Here is a 21,161-nt window from a genome sequence, read left to right as displayed (position 1 = left end):
GCACAGCTCATGTTGCCCGTCGTCGGTGACGACCGTTCCCCATCCCTTGCACACCTCGCAGTCCGCGGCCAGTGCCAGGTCGGCGCGGGGGACGGTGCTGGGCGCGCGGTCGGCTCCATCAGGCATAGGGCGGCGCCCTTCCGTGATCAAGCGGTGAACCCGGATGGGCTCCTCGTCCACTACGGGTACCCCGCGACCGCGGCAGATCACGCGACCATCGCCACGGCAGGTGTGGTCAAGCAGGGCAGGGACCGTCGCATCGAGCCTGCGAGAGACGACGAGCCGCGCACTGTCGTCGGCCAGGCGATGGCGTAGGCCCACCACGGCTGCCGGGTCGGCGGCGACCTTCTCGGCGAGCACGCAGGAGCGGTCCAGCGGCAACTCGACGGTGTGCCCTATGTGCTCGGCGAGGATCTGCTGCGGCTCGACCTGCCCGGCGGCCCGCGCTACCGGCATGCTGGCGGTCACCCGCTCGACGACGTCACGGACGTACCCGGTCGGTGTCGTGTCGTCCTCCAGGACAGTGCACGCTGTGCCGACCGCACCTGCGACGGCCCGGGGCCCCATGTCGCCCATCACTGCCCAGCTGTTCGAGATCGTGCCCGACATCCCCTGAACGACGCGAACCCGACGCCTCATCCTCCGGGACCGAACAGCCAGTCGCAGCCCCTCCGTGTGGCAGCCCATTCCCGGAACAGTCACCGCGTGACCGTTCCGGGAACGGGAGTAGCCACGGACGCGAGGGACCCGTGCACCTAAGTCGCTCGGGGGCCGGGCTGCGCTGGCCCGTGGGGCACGTTGCGCGCTGCCCGTCCTGATCGGGGGGCGTCGTCCGGGCCCTGGCTGCCCGCCTTCGCCGTCGTCCTGGCCGTGCTCGCCGCCTGACCCCGGTAGCTGGCCGGCGGCGCCGCTCCTGCACCCGTCCTCGCAGCCGTGATGCGGGAGCCGACGGCTACCCGAGTAGCGGACGGCAGTGCGCCGAACCCGTCGTCATTGCCCTGAGTCACCGGCTTCGAGGCCCGCTTGACGGCTGGGATCACGTTCGGTGCTCCAGCAGCGCCTTGAGGGCTGCGAGGTCCTTGCGCTGTGCGCGGCGCATGGCGGTCGCCATCACTGTGGTGCCCAGGGAGGCGAATCCGCTGGGCTCGCCATGATTGCGCAGCGTCATGCGGGTGTGGTCCGCGGCCTCGCCGTGCGGTTCCCAGGTGTACGTGGTCTGCATGGGGAATGGGCCCTCGGCCGTACGCATCACCAGCCGACGTCGGGGTTCGTATGCGGTGATCTCGTACGTGTAGGCCAAGGGCCTGCCGAGGAAGCGGGCAATGAACGCGACCTTGGAGCCGACTGTCATTGGCGGCGGGGTCCGCCATTCCACGGAAGCGATGTTGGCGTACCACTCGGGCGCGTGCGAGGGGTCGGCCGCGTAGTCGGCGACCCGTTCGCACGGGGCGGCGATGACGGCCTCGGTCAGGACGTCGACCTTCATCGAGAGCTCTCAGACGGTGAAGAAGGGATTGGGCTTGCCGGTCTCGGCGTAGTCCTTCAGCCGGGTCATCAGGATGCCCCAGGTTTCGCTGATCATCGGGACCTCCGGCTCGCCCTCCGGGAAGCCGGAGTGTGCGAACGCCACCCGAGTGCCCTCGGGCGTGCCGGTCAGGTCCCAGGTGATGGTGGTGCCGGCCCAGTGGGGCGGGAAGGCGCCGACGTTCACCCAGACGACGCGGTTCTCGTCGGCCTGGTCGCGGCGGAGCTGGAAGGGCTCGGGGACGCCGGGGAAGTTGAAGTACAGGACTTCTTCCTTGCGGTTGACGTCGTTCGTCCACCAGCCGGTCAGGCCGTCGTGGGTGTTGAGCGCTTCCAGGACCACGGACCGGGCGGTGGCGATATCGGTCTCGTAGGTGATCGAGGTCATGACGTACTCCTGATGGTGCCGGGCCCCCGTGCGGTTAATTAAGTGCAGACTAAAATAAGCCACCCCGGAACGACAAGCTGCAGGCTGGACTAAAATTCGGGGACATGGACGCGGTACAGGTGATCGCCGAACCCAGGCGGCGCGAGATTCTGCGGCTGGTCTGGGAGCACGAGCTGTCCGCGGGTGAGATCGCCGCCTGCTTCGAGGTCACCTTCGGCGCTGTCTCCCAGCACCTCAAAGTGCTTCGGGACACCGGTCTCGTCACGTTGCGCAAGGACGGGACGAAGCGGTTCTACCGGGCGGACCGGGAGGCGCTCGGCCCGCTCGCCGACTACCTTCAGACCATGTGGGGCACGAAGCTCGACACTCTGGCCCGGCTCGCCGAAGAGGCCGAACGGAACGAGAGGCCCTCATGACGACCCCCGCGAACCCTACGGACACCGTCACGTTGGAACGGCGCATCGCCGCCCGCCCCGAGACCGTCTTCGGCTTCTTCACCGACCGCGAGAAGTGGCTGTCCTGGATGGGCGCCGACGGTACGTTCTCGTTCGAACCAGGTGGCGCGTACCGAACCCGCGTCAGCGGGGAGAACGTCGCCTCCGGCCGCTTCCTCATCGTGGACCCGCCCAGGCGGCTTGTCTTCACCTGGGGTTGGGAGAGCGGCGCCATGCCCGTCCCGCCCGGCTCCTCCACGGTGGAGATCACCCTTGAACCGACCGCTGACGGCACCCTGCTCCGCCTGGTCCATCGAGGTCTTCCGTCGCCGGAAGCTTGCGCGGCGCACGAGGAGGGCTGGCGTCACTACGTCACCCGCCTGGCAGTTGTCGCCGAGGGCGGCGACCCCGGCCCGGACGGCTGGATGGAGCAGCCGCAGCAGCCCGCACACTGATCGCAGAAGAGCCCTGCTCGATGTAGGAGAACCCGCAGACGCTGAGGTCGGACGGTCCGCGTTCACGCTGACCACGCAGGAGTGGTGTCGAGTGCGGACCTTGGTTCCGATCACGTACTTCTCGGAGAGGCGAGTGGGTAGGGAGTTCGGTCGCGATACCGGAGGTGGGCCGGCGCTGCTTCGGGGTCAGAACGGGCCGTGGAGAGCGCCCAGTCTGTCGGTCAGGCGCAGGTTCTCGGAGTAGTCGACGGGGCAGGCGATCACGGAAACCCCGTCGTCGTCGAGGGCGTGGCGCAGCACGGGCAGAAGTTGCTCGGCAGCCTCGATCCTGTAGCCGCGTGCGCCGAAGCTCTCGGCGTAGGCCACCAGGTCCGGGTTGGTGAACCGGGTGTGGCTGTGGCGGCCCAGTTCGAGTTCCATCTTCCAGGTGATCAGGCCGTATTCCTGGTCCACCAGGACGAGGACGGCCAGTGGGATGCGCTCACGGACGGCCGTCTCCAGTTCCTGAGAGTTCATCAGGAACGAGCCGTCGCCCATCATCGCCAGGACGCGCCGGTCCGGCCGGGCCAGCTTTGCGGCGATGGCACCCGGCAGCGCGAACCCCATCGTGGACAGGCCGTTCGAGACCAGGCAGGTGTCCGGTTCGTAGGTCGGGTAGAGGCGGGACATCCACATCTTCCCGGCGCCGGTATCGGCGAGCACGATGTCGTGGCGGTCCAACGCGGTGCGCACATCGGTCACGACGCGCTGGGGTACCAGTGGGAAGGCGTCGTTGTCGCGCCCGTACTGGAGTTCCTCGTCGAGCAGCGCACGGATCTTCTCGCTGCTTCCCGAGTCGTAGGTGAGTTCGTCGGGCAGTGCTGCCGCGAGTGCGTCCAGCGCCTGTGAGGGGTCGCCTACGATACCCACGGTGGCCGGGTAGTGGGCGTCCACCTCGGCGGGGAAGCGGTGGATGTGCACGATCCGCTTGTCGCCGTTCGGGTTGATCTTGGCCGGGTCGAATTCCTGGATCTCGTAGCCCACGCAGAGCAGCACGTCGGCTGCGTCGAAGCCGAAGTTGCCGTAGTCGTGGCGCATGAATCCGACCGCGCCGAGGGCGTTCGGGTGGTCGTCGGGGAAGACGCCCTTGCCGTGGAACGTGGTCGCGACCGGGATGCTCAGCCGCTCGGCGAACCGCACCAGGGCGGCAGAGGCCCCGGCTCTGGCAGCACCATGACCCGCCAGCACGACCGGGTGCCGGGCGGCCGCGAGCACCTCGGCGGCCCGTGCGATCTGGGAGGGCGATGGCGCGTCGGCCCGAACCGCGTCGATCTGCAAGGGCGCCAGAGGCTCGGCGGGCCGCTGCGCTTCGATGTCCTCCGGCACCGCAAGGAACACAGCGCCGGGCCGCTCGCTCTGCGCTGTCTTGAACGCCTTGCGTGTCATCTCCGGCACGGCGTCCGGACACTCGATACGTGCCGACCACTGAGTGACGGGGGCGAACATCGACACCAGGTCGATGACCTGGTGCGACTCCTTGTGGATGCGGCGCAGGGAGCCCTGTGCGGCCAGGGCCACCATGGGCGCACTGTTGGTCATGGCGTCCGCGGTACCGAGCAGCAGGTTGATCGCGCCGGGCCCCAGTGTCGCCGAACACACCCCCGCCCGCCCGGTCAGCCGCCCGTAGATCTCCGCCATGAACGAGGCGGCCTGCTCGTGCCGCACCAGGATGTACCGGATCCCGGAACCGTTCAGCGCGTCGACGAAGCGGATGTTCTCCTCACCGGGGATCCCGAAGACGTACTCCACGCCCTCGGCCCGCAGACAACGCACCAAGAGGTGCGCGACGTCCTCGACTGCTGCCGTGTTCTGCGACTCGGTCGCTCCCTCGGTACCCATGAGACGAACGTAGGCATGGCCACCGGTCCCGGCCACTCGTCGGCAGCCGATCGGGGGCGCGGAACGCCGGGCCATTCGGAGGCGTTGCGGTGGCGGCTGCCGCGGTCGGCCTCCAGGCTGGGCGCAGTGGACGAGTCGCCGCGCACCATGCGGCGGCAGGGCTCCGGGAGGACCGTGTGACTACTTCGTCGCCTGCTACCGACGCGCCGCCGGCCCGGTACGACGACCTACGTGCTCTGGTGTTCAACTGCACGTTGAAGCGCTCGCCGGAGACGAGCAACACCGAGGGACTGATCGACTGCAGCACCGCCATCCTGGACGCACAAGGAGTGCACGTCGACGTCGTACGGGCGGTGGACCACGACATCGCCACCGGCGTGTGGCCCGACATGAGGGAGCACGGCTGGGCGACCGACGCCTGGCCCGACCTGTACCAGCAAGTCCTGGCAGCCGACATCCTCGTGCTGGCCGGCCCCATCTGGCTGGGCGACAACAGCTCCGTGATGAAGCACGTGATCGAACGCCTCTACGCATGCTCCAGCCTGCTCAACGACGCCGGCCAGTACGCCTACTACGGCCGCGTGGGCGGCTGCCTGATCACAGGCAACGAGGACGGCGTCAAACACTGCGCCATGAATGTCCTCTACAGCCTCCAGCACCTGGGCTACACCATCCCGCCCCAGGCGGACGCGGGATGGATCGGCGAGGCCGGTCCCGGCCCCTCCTACCTCGATCCCGACTCAGGCGGCCCGGAGAACGACTTCACCAACCGCAACACCACCTTCATGACCTGGAACCTGTTGCACCTGGCACGGGCGTTGAAGGATCTCGGTGGCATCCCCGCCTACGGCAACCAGCGCACCGCCTGGGACGCCGGCTGCCGCCGTGACTACGAAAACCCCGAGCACCGGTAGCGAGATGCCGAGAGCAAGTGGCGGACGGCCGTCGGGTTCGGCCCCACGCGGTGGGCCGGCGCGCCGGCGACCGGACACCAGACGCGCACGGGAGCGGCTGAGGCGTATACGGGCCGGTGGGGCGGCTGCGGTGGCGTCGGCGGCCGCCCGTACCCGTACGGCGGCGCAGCGCGTCAGCACGATGCCCGCGCCCCCGGGGCCGTTCCGGCCGGGCTTCTGGCGCAGTCCGATCCGCGGGCCCTGGCTGACGTCGGTGTTCGGACTGGTCCTCCTGATCTGCATTCCGCTGCTGTTCGTCACCGGACTGCTGTCCTACGCCTCCTACAACCCCAGCCTGAGCCCCCTCAACGACAAGACTCCCGACAAGGGCGTTCTGGGCTTCTACCTCTTCAGCTGGCCCACGCATCCGTACTGGCTCTACCGGCTGCTCCAGGGCGTGCATGTGACCTTGGGCGTGGTCCTCGTTCCGGTCCTGCTGGCCAAGTTGTGGTCGGTCATCCCGAAGCTTTTCGCATGGCTGCCCGTGCGCTCCGTCGCTCACGGACTGGAGCGGCTGTCCCTGCTGATGCTGGTCGGCGGCGTCATCTTCGAGTTCGTCACCGGCATCCTCAACATCCAGCTCTACTACGTCTTCCCGGGCTCCTTCTATCGCCTGCACTTCTACGGCGCCTGGGTGTTCATCGCCGCCTTCGTCGTCCACGTGTGCCTCAAGCTCGGCCGGATGAGACGGGCCCTGCGCTCGCGCAGTCTGAGCGCCGAGCTGCGCACCGACCTTGCCCACACCGTGCCCGAACCCCCCGACCTCGACGGCCTGGTGGCAGTCGCCCCCGCTCAGCCGACGATGACCCGCCGCGGCGCGCTGGGCACGGTGGGCGCGGGATCGCTGCTCCTCCTCGCCATGACCGCCGGACAGAGCATCGGCGGATGGCTGCGCGGCACCGCGCTCCTCGCACCACACAACCGTGACCCCGGCAGCGGCCCGAACGGCTTCCAGATCAACAAGACGGCGGCGAAGGTCGGCGTCACCCCCGCCATGGTCGGCCCCAGCTGGCGGCTGGAGGTGCACGGACGCGGAGCGCCGCAGGTCTTCACACGCGAGCAGCTTCTGACGATGCCCCAGCACGCCGCCGCGCTGCCGATCGCCTGCGTGGAGGGCTGGTCCACCGATGACCAGAACTGGAGCGGCCTCCGGCTGGCCGACCTCGCAGCCCTGGCCGGCATGACCGACGCCGAAAACGTCCTCGTCGAATCCGTCCAACCGCACGGCCCGTTCACCAAGGTGGTGCTACGGGGCAACCAGATCCGCGATTCCAGAGCGTTGCTCGCCCTCCGCGTCAACGGCGCGGACCTCTCGCTCGATCACGGCTACCCGGCCCGCGTCATCGTCCCGGCCAACCCCGGCGTGAACAACACGAAGTGGGTCCACCGAGTCACGTTCAGGGCGTGATCATGACACGATTCGTCCGCTGGTACGGCTCAGGTCCCCTGCATCTGCTGGTCCTGATCGCCTCGTTCGCCCTCACCGCCTACGCCATGGTGCGCCTGTTCGCGGTCCGGCCGCTGGAGGTGGCGATCTGGTTCGTCGGCGCGGCCATCCTCCATGACCTCATTCTGCTGCCCCTGTACTCGCTGGCCGACCTGTCTGCCCTCTCCGTACTGCGTCATCGCACCGTCGAAGGACCAGCAGTGGCGTGGATCAACCATCTGCGCGTCCCCGCCTTCCTGTCCGGCCTGCTCCTGCTGGTCTGGTTCCCTCTCGTCTTCCGGCTCGCCGCCCCCTACCCCGGTGACACCGGGCTGTCCGACAGCGTCTACCTCGGCCGATGGCTGGCGATCACCGGCGTGCTCTTCGCCGCCTCCGCAGTGGCCTTCGCGATCAGACTCCGCCGCGCACGGCGGGCCGACCGCCGCGACAAGGACCTGCCAGCCCCAGGCCACGGCACCACACCGTGACCGCCGACGAGGACAAGCCGTACGGCACCGAGCAGGACCCCTACGCGCCGGCCCAGCGACCCGGCCGTGAACCGGTGTATCTGCGGCTGGTCGACGGGGCCGGATCCGGATGCCCGCGCACCGCCGGCACGAGCAGCCCACAGCAGCTGATGTCGGGTCACCACCGGGCGATGAGTGGCGTGTCCGGTCCGCGTCCGAGGTCCTCTTGAATCCCGACCACTGGCCGGTCTTCCGGGTGCCGGCCGAAGAGGGTGACGGAGCTGTGGTGATCTACCGGGAAGTCGTACGCATAGTGTCGGCGAGGCAAGACCCGGAAGGCCGACCGGGTGGGTGCCCATGGGTAATGGTGAACGAAGAGGCCGGTTCGCCGGCTAGTTGAGGGTTCGGACGGCTCTTCCGCGTCAAGGGCGCCTACGGCGTCAGGCATCCGCTCTGAGTGCGGGTACGCAGTGGCGTTGCCGCTCTACCTGTTCGGCGCTGGTGCCGTCACCGTCGATCTCGTAGATCCGCCGTTGAAGCCGTTCACCGGCCCAGTCCAGCCCGACGCCCAGGTCAAACCAGCGCCGGTCCTTGCGGACTTCGGGAGGTGAGAGGTTCACCGCCGCCCAGGAGAACACTCCCAGGAGGATGGAACGCCCGTGCTGCGTTGCGCGCACGGACAACGCAAAGGGCGCGGCGAGTGCCGCGCGGGTGACCAACATGACCTGCTCGTCCTCAGAGTGTCGACGTCCACCGGTGAGGAAACGGGGCGTTTCAAGGATCTTGACCCACTCGACCACTGCGTCTGCCACCTGGGCGCGCAAGGACGCTTCGATGCCCTTCCGGACGGCGGTCGCGGGGTCATCGCCGAGCCAGCCGAGCCAGTGATCAGGATCAGTGAGCTTGCTGAAGTCGTCCTGCGGCACGCCGTGCCGGGGATTCTCCTCGTACTCGCCTGTCAGTTTGCCGCTGCTGTCCACCAACCACGCGCCGCGGATTGCCTCGGGAGGTACGTAGCCGTTCGGGTCGTCGACATACGTCGGGTCGATCTCGGCGACGCTGCCACCAGGGTTCTCGGCAGCCGCAGCCAGTAGCGCCGGCTCGTCCGGTATGCCGTTACGTCGGCTTCGCGAGCCAAAACGCCCCACGTTCCCACCCCCACGGTTGCCCTCCCAGTTGACCGCGATTGTGCCGCACCGGTCAGGACCATATGAGAGGGGGGCGCGTGACGGCGACGCATGGAAAGGTGCTTGTGCCGGGTTGCGCCGGCCCGGAAACGCAGCCGTCCGAAGCGGTCCTTGTCTTTGCCGGTGGATCCACTGCCCGGCCCTCAACTCACCACTGCGGAAAACCGCCTCGTCTCACGGGGACCCACTGTGGCTTGAGTCTCGCCCTATGAAACAGCTAAGGATCATCGCCCGGGACGCAACAAGTCCGCAGGCCAAAGGGCCGAGGACAGTCGCCCACGTGTGCAATGACATCGGGGGTTGGAGCAAGGGCTTCGTGCTGGCCGTTTCGCGACGATGGCACGAGCCGGAGGCCGCGTACCGGGCCTGGCACCGGTGGCGCAGTGGGAACGACTTTGGGCTCGGGGCTGTCCAACTGGTGCGCGTGAAGCCTGACATCTGGGTGGCCAACATGGTCGGTCAGCGTGGGATACGGACCGGCAGCGGGGGCCCGCCGATACGGTACGACGCCGTGAGGCGCTGCCTGGACGCTCTGGCTGGCCATACCCTCGAGCTGGGCGCAAGCGTTCACATGCCTCGGATCGGCTGCGAAGTGGCCGGCGGTACGTGGGCACGGATCGAGCCGTTGATCACCACCGCGCTGTGCGTGCAGGACGTCGACGTCACCGTCTACGACCGGTAGGCATCCGGGCCGACGGCCGTAGAGGCGGGGCGGAGCCGATGTTCGAGCCGTCTGAGTCCTGTCCGCCCCGTCCTTGGCTGCGTTGCAGGTCGCCTCCACAGCACTCTCCCGCTCTGCATCAGGGGCTGCCTGCTCGGTTCTGCGGCCGGCGAAACGAGCTTCCGTACGCGGAGATCCGACGTGATGCGCGCCGGAGCCTGTCGAACCGTGCCCTTCAAGTGCAACATCATCGAGACAGGCACCGAGTCCTACTGCCTTGCCCGGACGGGCGTTCCGCAGGCGGCGCAGATCCAACGGTTCCCGTCGGAAACCGCATCCCACGTTCCGACCTTGCGCCAGTGCTGCCGCCCAGCCGGTGGTCTTCAAGTCGTCACGCCCGCATTCTCTCCCACAGCGAGTTGCCCGGCACAGTCGTCTCGGCGAAGCCGGGGCTTGAGTAGATCGGAAACCGGGGCCAGTTCAAGGGGGCCGGCCCGGTGCGGCGCGACCGCCTGTTGTGGCAGCGGTGACCGAGATGACCGTCCGATCGGTGAAGTGTGGCCGATCACCTCCACGTGCGGCGGGAGTTCGGTCCTGATCCCGTTGGCGCTGCTCGACAGGGACGCACGGCATGCGGCGCGGGCAAGTCCGTGGTGCTGGAGGAGAAGTACGCACAGCTCATGCCCGCACCAAGTCGGCACCCGCCCCGCGGCCGTCGGCTTTGTCGTCCGAGCCACTCTCGCGTCACCCGTGCCCCCAGCGGGCCAGCCGGCCGGTTGGTCGCTCACCCGCCGTCGTCCTGGCCGGCCGTGGCCGGCACCGGCGCATCTGCTGGGGACAGTTGACTTCGAACGACTGGCCGGTCGGGTGGCTGCCGTGTTCTTCGCCCTGCGGGTGTGTGGCTGTGGCCCCCATGCCTCTGGCTGGGCGTTGTTCGGGGAGCGAGATACTGGAGCCCTGCCGGACGACGCCCGGCAGGGCATCACTGTGTGTGGGGCGGGAAGGCGACCTCAGCGGATGTCGGCCGCCCGGGGGTGCCGGTTCGTCTCCGTCGGACCAAGGCACGGTCCTCCGACGACACCCTCGAGAGCCAACTCGACACTTGTGTCAAGCTTGGATTGGATGTTCGCCGGCCCGGTCCTGCGCACGTGCAGCACGTTGCCGTCCAGGGGCAGCCGTGCCCGGCCCACCAGGGTGAGGCCCGCGTCGTCGAACAGCCGGGCGTAGTGGTCGGCGCACCGTTCGCGGCCACCGACGTTGCACATCATGTGCAGGTCCCAGGCCGTGGCCAGCGAGGCCGAGCCGTCGGTGGGCAGGACGCGTTCGACGACGAGCAGATCGGCGCTGTCGGACATCGCGCGGGCGCAGTGGCGCAGGATCTCGCGGCATCGGTCGTCATCCCAGTCATGCAGGACGCGGGAGAGGATGTAGACGTCGCCGCCGGCGGGTACGTCCGCGAAGTCGCCCGCCCGGAAGGTGCACCGTGCCGTGTGGCCGGCCGCCCCGAGGCGGCGGCGGGCGGTCTCGACGGTGTGCGGACGCTCCAGCAGGACGCCCTGCAGGCGGGGGTACGCGGAAAGGATTCGGCCGAGCAACTCCCCGTTGCCGCCCGCGATGTCGACCACGGTGGCCCCCTCGGACGCCGCGGTGAGCACGGGGTGGGCGGGCAGCGGGTCGAACATGCGTGAACCGGCGGCCATCGACCGGTCGAAGAGTTCGGCGAGTTCGGGATCGCGGGCGAAATGGTCGAAGTGGTTCTCACCGAAGCGCTGTTCGAAAGCGACCTGCCCGGTGCGCACGGTGTGCCCGAGCCCGGCGAAGGACTCGTAGAACGGTCCCCCGTACATGAGCGCCAGCGGCCGCATCGACCCTTCGGCGTCCGCGCGCAGCAACCCGCCGGTGTCCGTGAGCCGGAAACCGTCGCGGTCCTCGCTCACCACGCCGACCATGGTGAGGTAGCGCAGCAGGGTGGCCAGGTTCGGCGCGAAGGCACCTACGTCCCGCGCCAGTTCCGCCACGCCGACGGCCCGCTCCTCATGCATCGCGTCGGCCACCTCCAGCTGTGCGAACGCGGCCAGGGCCTGCGTCGTCCACGCCCCGGTCAGCAGGCGCAGCAGGGCCTCCGCGGGATGCCGCCTACGGTGCTCGTCGAGGTGGGCGACGAGGACATCGCGGTGGTCACCAGGGGCGTACAGCTCCACGCGCCGGTACCCGGCCTTGGCCTCGGCGGGCGCGGTGAAGTAGAACACCGTGCTGTTCTCGTGCGGGTTGTAGCCGCCGCCGTCCGGGGTGGCGCCGTAGCGTCCGAAGGCCGCGCACAGGCCGCGCAGCACCAACGGGTCCGGTGCGTAGACCTCGAAGGCCACATGCGCCTCGTGCTGTCGCTCCCGCTCGTGCACGGCGACCGTGTCGAGGTCCGATCCCGGCGGCACGGTCAGCGCGAACACCTCGACCGTGCGCCGCGTCCCGTCCAGGCACTGCACCGCGGGACGCAGGATGCCGACGTCGAGCTCCGCCACGGACCGCTTGTGCCGTACGGCAAGACGCTCGCGCACGACGACGCTCGGCCGCGGCGGCGCGTCCGCGACGAGCCCGCAGTCGGCGAGCGCGGCGTCCAGCGCCGCCTTGTCGGGAGGGAAGACGAGCAGCGCCGCGTGCGAGAAGGTGCAGCGTTCCACCAGGGACCGCAGCTCCGGGCCGTCGAGCCCGGGAAGCAGGAGCGGGAGCAGCGTTGCGGTGTCCTGTTCCTTGACGAAGTCGGCCGTCGCGCGCAGGCGGGACGTATCTCCCGACAATGCCGTGATCATTGCGGAGGGATCCTCATTCCGGGTTCGGATGTATGCAGACGGATGTACGCGGGTGCGCAGTCCGGGGGCGACGGGTCAGACGCCGACGTAGTGCTCGGCGAACCAGTCCTGCTTGGTGCGCGAGGTGCGCAGCGAGGCGAGGCGGGAGCGCCGCAGGGAGTTGTGGAACAGCGATTCGCCGTCCGCACCGGACGGGCCGTGCAGCAGGCCGATCATCCAGTGCGAGAACTCCTGCGCCCGCCAGATGTGCGTCAGGCACCGTGCCGAGTAGGCGTCGAGGCCCTCGGGGTCCCCGGCGGTCAGGTCGTCGATCAGGGCGTGGGCCAGGATCTCCGCTTCGAGGACCGCAAGATTGGCGCCCTTCGCGGCGGACGGGCTGATCAGGCCGGCGGCGTCACCCACGAGGAACAGCGCGCCGTGGCGCAGCGGTTCGAGGACGTCGGACTCAAGGTCGAGGACGGAACGCTGCACGACGCGCCCGCGGCGCAGCGGGCCGTACTCGCGGGTCCGCATCCGCAGCTCCAGCTCGTCCCAGATCCGCTCCTCGGACCAGGTGTCGGCCGGGGTGCCGCGCTCGCACTGCAGGTAGTAGCGGGTGACCTTGCTGGTGCGGGCCATGTGCCCGGCGAACCCGCGCTCGTGCACCGCGTACCCGACGGCGTCCAGACTGGGTGGTGCCTCGGCGAGCAGACCGAGCCAGGTCACGCCGTGATCGCGGTGGTGGCGGACCGCGCGAGCCGGCAGTGAACGCCGGGCCGCGCCGTGACGCCCGTCGCAGCCGGCCACGTAGCGCGCCCGCCACGTGCCGGGCCGCCCATCGGCCTCGCGTACGGCCACCTCGGGCCGCGCGGTGTCGGCGTCGCGCACGGTTACGGCTTCGGTGCCGAAACGGATCCGTCCGCCGCGTTCCAGGAACTGCGTCAACAGGTCGGTCACCAGTTCCTGTTGGGGGTAGACGGTGTGCCGTTCCCTCGGCCCGAGCCCGCTGTAGTCCAGCCGGAACCGGCCGTCCTCGGTACGGAACTCGCAGGTGCTGTGGATCTGTCCACGCCGGTGCAGCCCCCCGGCGAGACCGTTCCGCGTAAGGATCCGAACGGTGTTGGCGGCCAGGAACCCGGCACGTGCCCGCGTCTGCACGTGTGTGCGCTCGGCCCGCTCCAGGACGACGCAGTCGATTCCCCGGTCCAGAAGGATGTTGCCGAGTACGAGGCCGGCCGGGCCGGCCCCGAGGACGACCACATCGGTCGCGTGGGCGGCCCGTCGCGGTCTTCTGTTTCTGTATGTCATGGAACAAGATACTAAGTAGCCTAAAATCTGTGTTTGTGCAGAAATCACCTGAATGCGCGACTCGAACGGGAAAGAGATCACGACTCCGGACGGGCCCTGGCTGTGGTGCTCTGGGACGTCGGTGACATACGTGCAGGTCGCTTGAAGGGGCGTGCCTCTGGGGTCGGTGGCGATCGCGACATCTGCCGCCGAAGCTCCGTCGGCGTGACTGTGAGGCCTCGTCAGCGAGGCCGAACTGCAGTGACCGGCGGGGGCGACGCTGACGGGCCTGGTTCCCAGGGCTGTCTTTGCAGGTACCAGGCCCAGGTCCACGCACTCTCAGCGGTGCCAGGAACTGAGGGACGAAGGCGGAACTCGGGGGCTATTGCTCACCCAATGGGAGCCGACGTCGGTCGACGGGCGCGAGCCAGGCAGGAAGTAGCACCTGATCTGCGACGGGCGCGGTACCCCGTTCGGGGTCATCACCACCGCCGCCAACGTGAACGACGTTACCTGGGCCCTGCAGCTGGTCGACGGCATCCCACCCGTGGCGGGGGTCGCCCCGGACGCCCAGCCCCGACTCGTTGCTCGGAGTTGGTATCCGGAGCCTTGGGTCGTGAGGACCGGACGGGGATCGAAATTCGTTGCTCTGCCCGCCCCTTGAGGACGCAAGATGGTGCGCATGACTTTGGCCACCCCCATACTGCACACCGCTCGCCTGCGGCTGCGCCCCTTTGCCGACACCGATGCGGACCCTCTCTTCGCGCTGCACAGCAGCACCTACGTGATGCGCTACTGGGACTCCCCACCATGGACCGAACGGGCCCGCGCCGACCACTTCATCGCGATGTGCCGGAAGATGGCGGACGAAGGCACCGGGGCACGGGTTGCCATCGACCGTGCTTCCGACGGGGCCTTCGTCGGCTGGTGCGTGCTGACCGGATGGAACCCGGACTACCGCAGCGCGTCGTTGGGCTACTGCCTCGACGAGGCGATGTGGGGCCATGGCTACGCGACGGAGGCGGCGCGCGCCTTGCTGCAATGGGCATTCGACACACTGGACCTGAACCGAGTCCAGGCCGAGGCCGATACGCGCAACGCGGCATCCGCCCGGGTACTGGAGAAGATCGGATTCGTGCGTGAAGGGACGTTGCGGGAAGACTGCGTCGTGAACGGAGAGGTATCCGACTCGTGGGTGTTCGGATTGCTCAAGCGAGAATGGCGACCGACGGCCGTGCCGATCCCAGCCGGCTAGGTCCGCTTCTGGTAGCGGCCTCGACCCGGCTGGGTGAGGAAGCCTTGACGGGTGCGGCGTCCGAGGCGGCTGCGGGTGATGTTGACGGACGCTTCGGTGGTGGGCATGCCGAGGAGTTCGTGCCGTTCATGGGCGATCCTCACGTCGATGGACATGCACCGGTTCATCTCCGAGGTCGACGCCACCTGTGATCTGGTGAAGGGCAGCGGGAACGGGACATACTGCGGACGATCCGCGAGCTGGCCCAGCGTTGCGCGGAAGTCGCGAGCCTGGAACTCCACCTCCAGGGCGACTGAGGTCTGCCCATAACGATCTTGGAGTCGGGGAAGCCGGACCGGCTGCCATGTCTCCTGTCCGGCGCGGGGGAGGTTGTGCAGGCGGGCGATGCCGAGCATGCCGTGGTGAACTCCGTCGCCTCTCAGTCGGCAGTCACGCAGGAGCTTCTAGCCTTTCACGCGCGCGAAGGTGTGCTCGACGCGAGCGCGGACCTGTTTGTGCGACCCGTTGTGGTCTCACTTCCAGGCCGGGAGTTCTTCGCCCTTGCGGCGGGGGTGTGGGATGACCAACCCGTGCGACACCGGTGCGGACCCGGAACCGCGTGCCCGAGCGCTCCCGGCACTTTCTGCCCCTCCATGCCGGGATCCACGCGGACACCGTCTCCCGATGCCGGCGTGCCTTGGACGGGTACGCCGGCGTCGCCTCCGGATCGGGCGGCGGTACGTAGTCCGGCGGGCTGTGAGGTGCCCGGGCCGTAGCGGCCGGAGGGACTCACGCCGCCCACGGTGCGGTGGTCCGCTGCTCCTGGTTGGCCCCGGGGTCCGCCTGCCAGAGGGGGGCTGGTGCACATGTGCTGGACGGTGGATGCCAGTGCCTGCTTCAGCAGGTCGGCCTCGGCCTTGGCGATCGCGTCGAACGAGCCGCCTCGAAACCGACCTCACGGTTGTCGTCGACACGGTGAACGGAAGCCGCGGGCCTACTGTTTGAGGTCACTCATCAGGTCACGCATGTCGTTGACCATGGCAGGCTGGTACGCGGAAAGATCGGGAGAGTCCGGCCCGTCGCCGGCCTCCTCACCGGAACCGTCGTCGAGGTAGCTGGGTACGGCGGAAAGCTTCAGTACGAGAACGGCTCCGCCTTCCAACACCCGCAGCTCCGTGTTACCCAGATCCCGCGTGATCAGATACGCCTTCTCGCCAACGTACGGAGCGGACTTCACGTTGGCTTCCGGAACCACACCCAGATCGGACACCCGGCGCAGAGCTTCGAACTCGGTGCCAGGATCGGTCTTCTTGTGCAGCGCCACCGAGATCCCGACGGTGTAGTCGATGGACCAACCGCTCCCAGGCCCGTCTTCCGCAACCTCGTCCCGAAGATGTATCGAGCACTGGACCTGATCGAGAGCGGAATGCTTCAACAATCCCGAGTCGGTCAGATCGCCGGAACTCCTCGGCGCGATGGCTGCCGCGAGCGACACCAGCCGTACCGCACGGCAAGAGTCCTTGGTCAGGCGATACCCACCTATGTCCGGCTCCTGCTGCCCCAGCCCGAAGACGAGCACAGATGCCGCCCAGAAAGCCGACGCTGCAGCCGCGCCCCCAAGGGCCCACGCCCAAGGTCTTCGTGACCGCAGATGGCCGGCAGCACGCTGGTCGCGATCACTCACCACATCATGGGATGCAGCCGCGTCCAACTCCCCCTCCATCTCCGGCTCGGAAATCATCCTGCTCCCCTTCAACGCGGAATCGTGAGTGCTCTGATGATCGTAAAGCCGACCCCGCCGCGCGCCGTATCGGTGTGACACCCAGCCGCGGCCGGCTGATGTGGAACCAAGCGAAGTACATGCGGGCTGCCCAACGGGCCACCCATGACTACCGCGCATTGGGCGGGGGCCGCCGCTCTTGTCTGGGCCCGGGGGCGACTACCAGAGGGGGCCGGTGCACAGGTGCTGGATGGTGGATGCCAGTGCCTGCTTCAGCACGTCGGCGTCCGCCTTCGCGATCGCGTCGAACGTCAGCAGGTAGCGCCCCACGTGCAGGCCGAGCAGGTGGCTGGCGACCAGGGAGGCCCGGAGATCGGCCTGCTCGGGGCCGATGGCCGTGACGATCGGATGGACCACACACGTGGTGAACAGTTCCCGCATCAAGGTGGCCGCCTCAGGGCGCTCGCACGCCGCGTGCAGAAGGGTGAGAGCGGAGTTGGGCCGGCCGTCCTTCTCCCAGGTCTGCAGGAACACGTCGGCGAGACGCTCGCCGATGTGGTCGGGGCCCTGGGCGAGGACCTCGCGGACGACCGTGTCGGGGTCGAAGGGCCATTCGACGGTGGCGGCCAGCAGGCCTGCCTTCGAGCCGTAGAAGTGCACGATGAGTGAGGGCCTGACCCCCGCGTTCCTGGCGATCTCGCGCAGCGACGTCTCGGCGTAGCCCTTCTCGTCGAAGGCCGCGCGGGCTGCCGCCAGGATCGTGGCGCGTGTGGCCTCGCCGTCCCGGGAGCGCGTCGCACCGGGCGAGGGCGCGCTGGGGAGGCTGGTATCGAGGGGCGGGATCTTCGGCGCTGCCATAGCGGCAGTGTGGCACTCCCTGACTGAACATGTACAGTTGCTGTACTGTGCAACTGTACATGTACAGCAGGATGCGATTCCGCCGGCCGTCCCTAGCGGATCGCCTGCCCCCGCCCTTGCCGGGCGCCTTCGAGGTCCCGGCATGGTCGAGCAGGTCCGCGCCGCGACCGGCGTGCGGCCGGGAAGCTGTCTGGTCCCGTGCCGCTGGATCTTGACCGTGTGGCGCTGGACTTTGACCGGTGACCGGCGGTTGCCCAATTGATCACCGTTGATTACCGGTGTTCACGACCGGCACGGCGCCTCTGCGGGCGCGCGGGCCGGGAAAGAAGGGAGTCACCATGGAAGCCAAGGCCACTGCGCTGGTGGTGCAACCCGGTGAGGCGGCGGGGGCGTCACTCACGGACGGCGCGTTCGAGCTCCTCGCCGATGGGGGCGCGGTCAGCGCCAGTCGGCTCACCCTGGCGGCCGGCGCCGACGGGGCGCCCCCACACCATCACAAGCTCTCTCATGAGCTCTTCTATGTGCTGGACGGGACGATGCTCTTCCGTCTCGGCGATACGTTGACCACGGTGGGCAAGGGTGGCCTCGTCGTCGTACCGCCCAACCTGCCGCACGTCTTCGGGGCGGCAGAGGGCGAGGTGGCTGACGTCGTGGTCGTCCTCAGCCCGGGTATCGAACGGTTCGGCTATTTCGAACAGCTGGCCGCCATCAGCCGTGGTGAGGCGGAATTCGCGTCGCTGCTGCCCGAGCAGCACCGCTACGACGTGCACTTCGAAGACCTCCCCGACTGGCGGTCGGCCTCCTCGCGGTAATCCGTATCCGGCTGCGCGGCGATACGCATGCATCAGGCACCCTGCAGCGCCCCGCTCGGACGCGCATGCTGCAAGGGCAGTTCCGCGAACGCATGACGGTCCGCCACGCGTTCGCGGGACTGCCCAGCGGAGTGCGACTTGCGTGGGGTCGGCTCCGCGTAATCTGTAGCCTGGCCTGCTTCACGCCCGCTTCCTCGACGCCAAAGCCACCCCCGGCACGACGCCGTCGCGCCCGTGGAGATGTGACAGCCGCCGATCGGGGCCGAACCGGGTAAGGGCTGGGGGTCCGCAGGTGGTCGACCTTCCTCTAGAGTCGGCCGTATGACGCAGGCACCGGCCGAGGACCGTGGTGTGCGGTCCCGCGACGCGATTCTCGACACCGCCAGCGAGCTGATGTCGCAGCACGGCTACGCGGCCACCTCGATCTCGATGATCTCCACCGCATGCGGGCTGCCGACCAGTTCCATCTACTGGCACTTCGGCAGCAAGGAGGGGATCTACGTTGCGATGCTGTAGCGCGCCAGGATCGCTCTGCTGTCGGCCCTGCCTCCGGTCGAGGTGCCGGGCGCCGACGTCGCGCGGCGCCTGGACACCTTCCTCCAAGAGGTAGAGGACGCGCACCGGCGTCATCCGCACGGCGTGAAGTTGCTGATGGGTCTGAGTATCGTGCAACAGGACGCCAGCGCGGCGGCCGTGGCTCAGGTCCACGACTATCGCGACGCGCTGGTGTCCTGGGCCCAGGAATCGGTGAGCGCCGTCTTCGGGCTGAGCGAGCGCCCAGAGGTTTCTTACCGGGACTCTTGCAGAAAGCCTCGGCGTTCATGCCGGGGATGAATGCATCTCAAGGCTGCTCTGACGTGCACTTTAGAGCGGGCGTTTTTGCTCCTCGATGTACTGGCGGACGATCGCCAACGGTGCTCCGCCGCACGAGGCCGAGAAATACGAGGGCGACCACAGGTGTCCGTGCATGATGGCGCGGTTGGTCTGACCGGTGAACTTCTGCCGTATCCGGCGGGCGGATGCACCTTTGAGGCTGTTGACCAGCTTCGAGACGGTGACCTTGGGCGGGTAGTGCACCAGGAGATGGACGTGATCGCGTTACCCGCACTGTTGAAGATCTCTAGTGTGTTGGTGGATCAGTGAATGAAACTCCCGTCCACGCGTCGGCCGCCTGAACGGCCCCGGTGAAATCAGCACGCACAAGGCGACGTGACCGTCATTGAAGCCACTCACGGCAACCTCACCCTGAGTACGCAGATGGGCGACATCACCAGTGGCGGCGCCCACGGTGTCTCCGCCTGTCTTGACGCCAGGACCGGTTACGGCCGCATCGACAACATGCTGAAGAACGACGGCATCCCGGCCGTGACCATCAACGCGACCACCACTCACGGCGACACCAACGCCCGCAGCCTCTGACCTGCCTCATGGAGCGCAGAGACCACCAGCATGGTCGATGGCGAGCGAAGTTCTGAGAGGGCCGGGTGAAGACCCGCTCATTCGCCGATGGATGGGTCGGGTTGCGTTACCGGCGCCTGGCGGACTGGTGAGCACGACCACCACGTCGAGGCGGGCCGGCTGCAACTTCAGCACAGACGGCCCGCCGATCACTGGTGAGGCATCTCAGCAGGGAAAGACGCGTTTCCCTTTACTGACGCGCTGTCATCCAGCCGTCAGCGCGCCGCTTCGAGAATGGCCTGTGCCACCACCTGGGGCTGGGAGACCATCACCGAGTGGCTGGCGCCCACTGCGACGGTGGTCTTGGCGCCCATGCGCTCGGCGCAGAAGTGCTCGAGGGCTGGAGGGATGATCTGGTCGTTCTCGGATACCACGAAGTGCGTCGGGTGCTCGCGCCACGCCGGTGGTCCGGAGACGAAGCCGAAGCGGGCGGCGTCGCTCGGACCCTGGACGGCGGCCATGACCTTGGCCTGCTGCGGTTCGACGTCTGGGCAGAAGTACGTCGGGAAGAGGTCCTGCGGCAGCGTGAAGCGCCCCTGTTTGTCGATCTTGAAGTGGGACGCGGACTCCAGCTGCCCGAAGGGCTCGCCGAGGCTCTGCGCACTCTCGCCCTCGTCGGGGGCGAAGGCCGCGACGTAGACCAAGGCGCTCACGTTCGGAGCGTCGTGTGCGGCCTGTGTGATGACCACGCCGCCGAAGGAGTGGCCGACGATGACCACGGGGCCCGCCAGCCTGTCGAGCGCGCTGCGGACCTTGGCGACGTCGTCGGGAATCGACGAGAGGGGCTGCTGTACGGCGACGGCTTCATGCCCGGCCGCCTGCAGGAGCGGAATGACCCTGCTCCACGATGACCCGTCCGCGATAGCTCCGTGAACGAGGAGGATAGTACTCATGGAAACTGCCTCTCGTAGTAGCGGAACAGGAGACAAGCGGCATCTGCCGCCCGGGCGCATTGACGCGTACGGAGCGACCGGTGCCGAACGTCCTGTCTGCTGAGTCGGTTTCTGTCGATTGGCCTGCGGATGTGTTGCTGTACTCGAGCCCGTGAAGCGCCGAGCTGATCTCCGGAGCCGTGGCGGGCCGGCCGCCTCACTGCAGCGAGGCGGAGCTCGTGATGGTCGTCGCCGTCCGTGACTTACGGACGCGTGTTCCTGCGCGGTGTCTTGGGCGGCCTTGAAGATCCCGGTGGCCCCGGCCGCGGGTCGGATGGAACGTCCATCCGGGTGTGCAAGCAGGCGGGAGGGCTGCCGGCCGAGCTGAGGTCGCCGGACGGCGTCATGGAGGAGCGGCCGGAACGGGCTGTAGCGATGACGTCTTCAGGGCTGGTCTTGGCGATCGCCTTCTGCGACCCGAGGCCGACGACGCGGCATACTCCCCGGTGCCAACGCGTGGTGATGACGGCGCTGCCGACCGGCAGAGGGCCGTTCCGGACGGTTTGGGCGATGCGGGCCGTGGCAATGGTGTCTTCCTGACGTCTGTTGGTGTGCCGGTTTCCGGCAGGCTCGTCCGGCTCCTTGATGTGTTGACACATCGATCGCGTGCAGGGGTCGGATCTGGGTGCCGCTCGTCTTCGACCGGGTTCGCCGGACTGAGAACGTTCGCGTCGAGGCCGGTTCGGCCCCCTGAGGGATGG

Annotated in this window: 20 protein-coding genes and 3 pseudogenes; 10 read left to right on the top strand and 13 right to left on the bottom strand. The window is 68.3% G+C overall.

All coding sequences use genetic code 11. The features are described from left to right. Positions 1–246: 246 nt before the first annotated feature. The 3 genes and pseudogenes from ABEB03_RS27520 to ABEB03_RS27510 all read right to left on the bottom strand — a co-directional run. A pseudogene (locus tag ABEB03_RS27520) lies at positions 247–546 on the bottom strand (carbonic anhydrase); the annotation flags it as partial. Positions 547–1,036: 490 nt separating this feature from the next. Then, the gene (locus ABEB03_RS27515; protein WP_345655094.1) at positions 1,037–1,486 is read right to left on the bottom strand and encodes an SRPBCC family protein; all 450 of its coding nucleotides are present in this window, start codon (positions 1,484–1,486) and stop codon (positions 1,037–1,039) included. Between the two features lie 9 nt (positions 1,487–1,495). After that, positions 1,496–1,912 carry an SRPBCC family protein gene (locus ABEB03_RS27510; RefSeq protein WP_345655091.1) on the bottom strand — a complete coding sequence of 139 codons (417 nt, stop codon included), beginning with the start codon at positions 1,910–1,912 and terminating at the stop codon, positions 1,496–1,498. A 104-nt stretch (positions 1,913–2,016) separates the two neighbouring features. On the opposite strand from ABEB03_RS27510, the gene ABEB03_RS27505 reads away from it, so the two are divergent. Both ABEB03_RS27505 and ABEB03_RS27500 read left to right on the top strand, forming a co-directional pair. Next, positions 2,017–2,328 carry an ArsR/SmtB family transcription factor gene (locus ABEB03_RS27505; RefSeq protein ID WP_345655087.1) on the top strand — a complete coding sequence of 104 codons (312 nt, stop codon included), beginning with the start codon at positions 2,017–2,019 and terminating at the stop codon, positions 2,326–2,328. Next, on the top strand, positions 2,325–2,801 hold the full coding sequence (locus ABEB03_RS27500; RefSeq protein WP_345655084.1) for an SRPBCC family protein: 477 nt from the start codon (positions 2,325–2,327) through the stop codon (positions 2,799–2,801). Before ABEB03_RS27505 ends, ABEB03_RS27500 begins: the two co-directional genes overlap by 4 nt. Positions 2,802–2,987: 186 nt before the next feature. Here the strand turns inward: ABEB03_RS27500 and ABEB03_RS27495 are convergent, their stop codons facing one another. Then, the gene (locus ABEB03_RS27495) at positions 2,988–4,679 is read right to left on the bottom strand and encodes an acetolactate synthase large subunit (RefSeq protein ID WP_345655082.1); all 1,692 of its coding nucleotides are present in this window, start codon (positions 4,677–4,679) and stop codon (positions 2,988–2,990) included. Between the two features lie 176 nt (positions 4,680–4,855). Between ABEB03_RS27495 and ABEB03_RS27490 the strand changes: the two genes are divergently transcribed. The 3 genes from ABEB03_RS27490 (at position 4,856) to ABEB03_RS27480 (ending at position 7,546) form a co-directional block, all read left to right on the top strand. Beyond that, on the top strand, positions 4,856–5,593 hold the full coding sequence (locus tag ABEB03_RS27490; RefSeq protein WP_345655079.1) for a flavodoxin family protein: 738 nt from the start codon (positions 4,856–4,858) through the stop codon (positions 5,591–5,593). A gap of 181 nt (positions 5,594–5,774) precedes the next feature. Beyond that, positions 5,775–7,040: a molybdopterin-dependent oxidoreductase gene (locus ABEB03_RS27485; protein WP_345655363.1), complete on the top strand. Its 1,266-nt coding sequence runs from the start codon at positions 5,775–5,777 to the stop codon at positions 7,038–7,040. 2 nt (positions 7,041–7,042) lie between these two features. Then, entirely contained in the window at positions 7,043–7,546 is a 504-nt protein-coding gene (locus tag ABEB03_RS27480) for a hypothetical protein (RefSeq protein WP_345655362.1), read from the top strand. A 419-nt stretch (positions 7,547–7,965) separates the two neighbouring features. Here the strand turns inward: ABEB03_RS27480 and ABEB03_RS27475 are convergent, their stop codons facing one another. Then, entirely contained in the window at positions 7,966–8,673 is a 708-nt protein-coding gene (locus tag ABEB03_RS27475) for a hypothetical protein (protein ID WP_345655076.1), read from the bottom strand. Positions 8,674–8,920: 247 nt separating this feature from the next. On the opposite strand from ABEB03_RS27475, the gene ABEB03_RS27470 reads away from it, so the two are divergent. Further along, a complete protein-coding gene (locus ABEB03_RS27470) occupies positions 8,921–9,394 on the top strand; it encodes a macro domain-containing protein (protein ID WP_345655074.1) in 474 nt (157 codons plus the stop codon). Positions 9,395–10,383: 989 nt separating this feature from the next. On the opposite strand, the gene ABEB03_RS27465 is transcribed toward ABEB03_RS27470, so the two are convergent. Next, complete coding sequence (locus ABEB03_RS27465; protein WP_345655072.1) at positions 10,384–12,180, bottom strand: methyltransferase; 1,797 nt, start codon at positions 12,178–12,180, stop codon at positions 10,384–10,386. Positions 12,181–12,255: 75 nt separating this feature from the next. Next, positions 12,256–13,467 carry a 4-hydroxybenzoate 3-monooxygenase gene (locus ABEB03_RS27460; RefSeq protein ID WP_345655070.1) on the bottom strand — a complete coding sequence of 404 codons (1,212 nt, stop codon included), beginning with the start codon at positions 13,465–13,467 and terminating at the stop codon, positions 12,256–12,258. A 661-nt stretch (positions 13,468–14,128) separates the two neighbouring features. Here ABEB03_RS27460 and ABEB03_RS27455 point away from each other — a divergent pair. Then, positions 14,129–14,701, top strand: a complete 573-nt coding sequence (locus ABEB03_RS27455; protein WP_345655068.1) for a GNAT family N-acetyltransferase — start codon at positions 14,129–14,131, stop codon at positions 14,699–14,701. On the opposite strand, the gene ABEB03_RS27450 is transcribed toward ABEB03_RS27455, so the two are convergent. From ABEB03_RS27450 to ABEB03_RS27435, 4 genes and pseudogenes are all read right to left on the bottom strand, one after another. After that, complete coding sequence (locus tag ABEB03_RS27450; protein WP_345655360.1) at positions 14,698–15,078, bottom strand: hypothetical protein; 381 nt, start codon at positions 15,076–15,078, stop codon at positions 14,698–14,700. The two genes, ABEB03_RS27455 and ABEB03_RS27450, sit on opposite strands and share 4 nt — an antisense overlap. Further along, positions 15,055–15,276 (bottom strand): annotated as a pseudogene (locus ABEB03_RS27445) (IS5/IS1182 family transposase); the annotation flags it as partial. The pseudogene ABEB03_RS27445 and the gene ABEB03_RS27450, both read right to left, overlap by 24 nt. Before the next feature lie 398 nt (positions 15,277–15,674). Continuing rightward, positions 15,675–16,421 carry a hypothetical protein gene (locus ABEB03_RS27440; protein ID WP_345655066.1) on the bottom strand — a complete coding sequence of 249 codons (747 nt, stop codon included), beginning with the start codon at positions 16,419–16,421 and terminating at the stop codon, positions 15,675–15,677. Positions 16,422–16,619: 198 nt separating this feature from the next. Further along, positions 16,620–17,258, bottom strand: coding sequence for a TetR/AcrR family transcriptional regulator (locus ABEB03_RS27435; protein ID WP_345655064.1), 639 nt, complete (start codon positions 17,256–17,258; stop codon positions 16,620–16,622). Positions 17,259–17,596: 338 nt separating this feature from the next. On the opposite strand from ABEB03_RS27435, the gene ABEB03_RS27430 reads away from it, so the two are divergent. Further along, entirely contained in the window at positions 17,597–18,070 is a 474-nt protein-coding gene (locus tag ABEB03_RS27430; protein WP_345655062.1) for a cupin domain-containing protein, read from the top strand. Positions 18,071–18,391: 321 nt separating this feature from the next. After that, positions 18,392–18,586 (top strand): TetR/AcrR family transcriptional regulator, encoded by a 195-nt coding sequence (locus tag ABEB03_RS27425; RefSeq protein WP_345655058.1) that lies wholly within the window; start codon positions 18,392–18,394, stop codon positions 18,584–18,586. A 348-nt stretch (positions 18,587–18,934) separates the two neighbouring features. Here the strand turns inward: ABEB03_RS27425 and tnpA are convergent. Further along, positions 18,935–19,165, bottom strand: a pseudogene (gene tnpA, locus ABEB03_RS27420) (IS200/IS605 family transposase); the annotation flags it as partial. A 114-nt stretch (positions 19,166–19,279) separates the two neighbouring features. On the opposite strand from tnpA, the gene ABEB03_RS27415 reads away from it, so the two are divergent. Beyond that, entirely contained in the window at positions 19,280–19,489 is a 210-nt protein-coding gene (locus tag ABEB03_RS27415; protein ID WP_345655055.1) for a hypothetical protein, read from the top strand. A gap of 254 nt (positions 19,490–19,743) precedes the next feature. Here ABEB03_RS27415 and ABEB03_RS27410 read toward each other — a convergent pair whose 3' ends face one another. Continuing rightward, entirely contained in the window at positions 19,744–20,421 is a 678-nt protein-coding gene (locus tag ABEB03_RS27410; RefSeq protein WP_345655053.1) for an alpha/beta fold hydrolase, read from the bottom strand. Positions 20,422–21,161: the final 740 nt, after the last annotated feature.

The sequence above is a fragment of the Streptomyces siamensis genome (assembly GCF_039543605.1).
Taxonomy (GTDB): Bacteria; Actinomycetota; Actinomycetes; order Streptomycetales; family Streptomycetaceae; genus Streptomyces; species Streptomyces siamensis.
This window is presented reverse-complemented; position numbering and strand designations above follow the sequence as displayed.

Excerpts from the sequence above, each read along its gene's own strand:
- ABEB03_RS27430 (WP_345655062.1), top strand. The coding sequence starts at position 17,597 with ATGGAAGCCAAGGCCACTGCGCTGGTGGTGCAACCCGGTGAGGCGGCG.
- ABEB03_RS27440 (WP_345655066.1), bottom strand. The coding sequence starts at position 16,421 with ATGATTTCCGAGCCGGAGATGGAGGGGGAGTTGGACGCGGCTGCATCC.
- ABEB03_RS27495 (WP_345655082.1), bottom strand. The coding sequence starts at position 4,679 with ATGGGTACCGAGGGAGCGACCGAGTCGCAGAACACGGCAGCAGTCGAG.
- ABEB03_RS27470 (WP_345655074.1), top strand. The coding sequence starts at position 8,921 with ATGAAACAGCTAAGGATCATCGCCCGGGACGCAACAAGTCCGCAGGCC.
- ABEB03_RS27460 (WP_345655070.1), bottom strand. The coding sequence starts at position 13,467 with ATGACATACAGAAACAGAAGACCGCGACGGGCCGCCCACGCGACCGAT.
- ABEB03_RS27515 (WP_345655094.1), bottom strand. The coding sequence starts at position 1,486 with ATGAAGGTCGACGTCCTGACCGAGGCCGTCATCGCCGCCCCGTGCGAA.
- ABEB03_RS27505 (WP_345655087.1), top strand. The coding sequence starts at position 2,017 with ATGGACGCGGTACAGGTGATCGCCGAACCCAGGCGGCGCGAGATTCTG.
- ABEB03_RS27435 (WP_345655064.1), bottom strand. The coding sequence starts at position 17,258 with ATGGCAGCGCCGAAGATCCCGCCCCTCGATACCAGCCTCCCCAGCGCG.
- ABEB03_RS27500 (WP_345655084.1), top strand. The coding sequence starts at position 2,325 with ATGACGACCCCCGCGAACCCTACGGACACCGTCACGTTGGAACGGCGC.
- ABEB03_RS27425 (WP_345655058.1), top strand. The coding sequence starts at position 18,392 with ATGACGCAGGCACCGGCCGAGGACCGTGGTGTGCGGTCCCGCGACGCG.
- ABEB03_RS27455 (WP_345655068.1), top strand. The coding sequence starts at position 14,129 with ATGACTTTGGCCACCCCCATACTGCACACCGCTCGCCTGCGGCTGCGC.
- ABEB03_RS27465 (WP_345655072.1), bottom strand. The coding sequence starts at position 12,180 with ATGATCACGGCATTGTCGGGAGATACGTCCCGCCTGCGCGCGACGGCC.
- ABEB03_RS27510 (WP_345655091.1), bottom strand. The coding sequence starts at position 1,912 with ATGACCTCGATCACCTACGAGACCGATATCGCCACCGCCCGGTCCGTG.
- ABEB03_RS27480 (WP_345655362.1), top strand. The coding sequence starts at position 7,043 with ATGACACGATTCGTCCGCTGGTACGGCTCAGGTCCCCTGCATCTGCTG.
- ABEB03_RS27410 (WP_345655053.1), bottom strand. The coding sequence starts at position 20,421 with ATGAGTACTATCCTCCTCGTTCACGGAGCTATCGCGGACGGGTCATCG.
- ABEB03_RS27485 (WP_345655363.1), top strand. The coding sequence starts at position 5,775 with ATGCCCGCGCCCCCGGGGCCGTTCCGGCCGGGCTTCTGGCGCAGTCCG.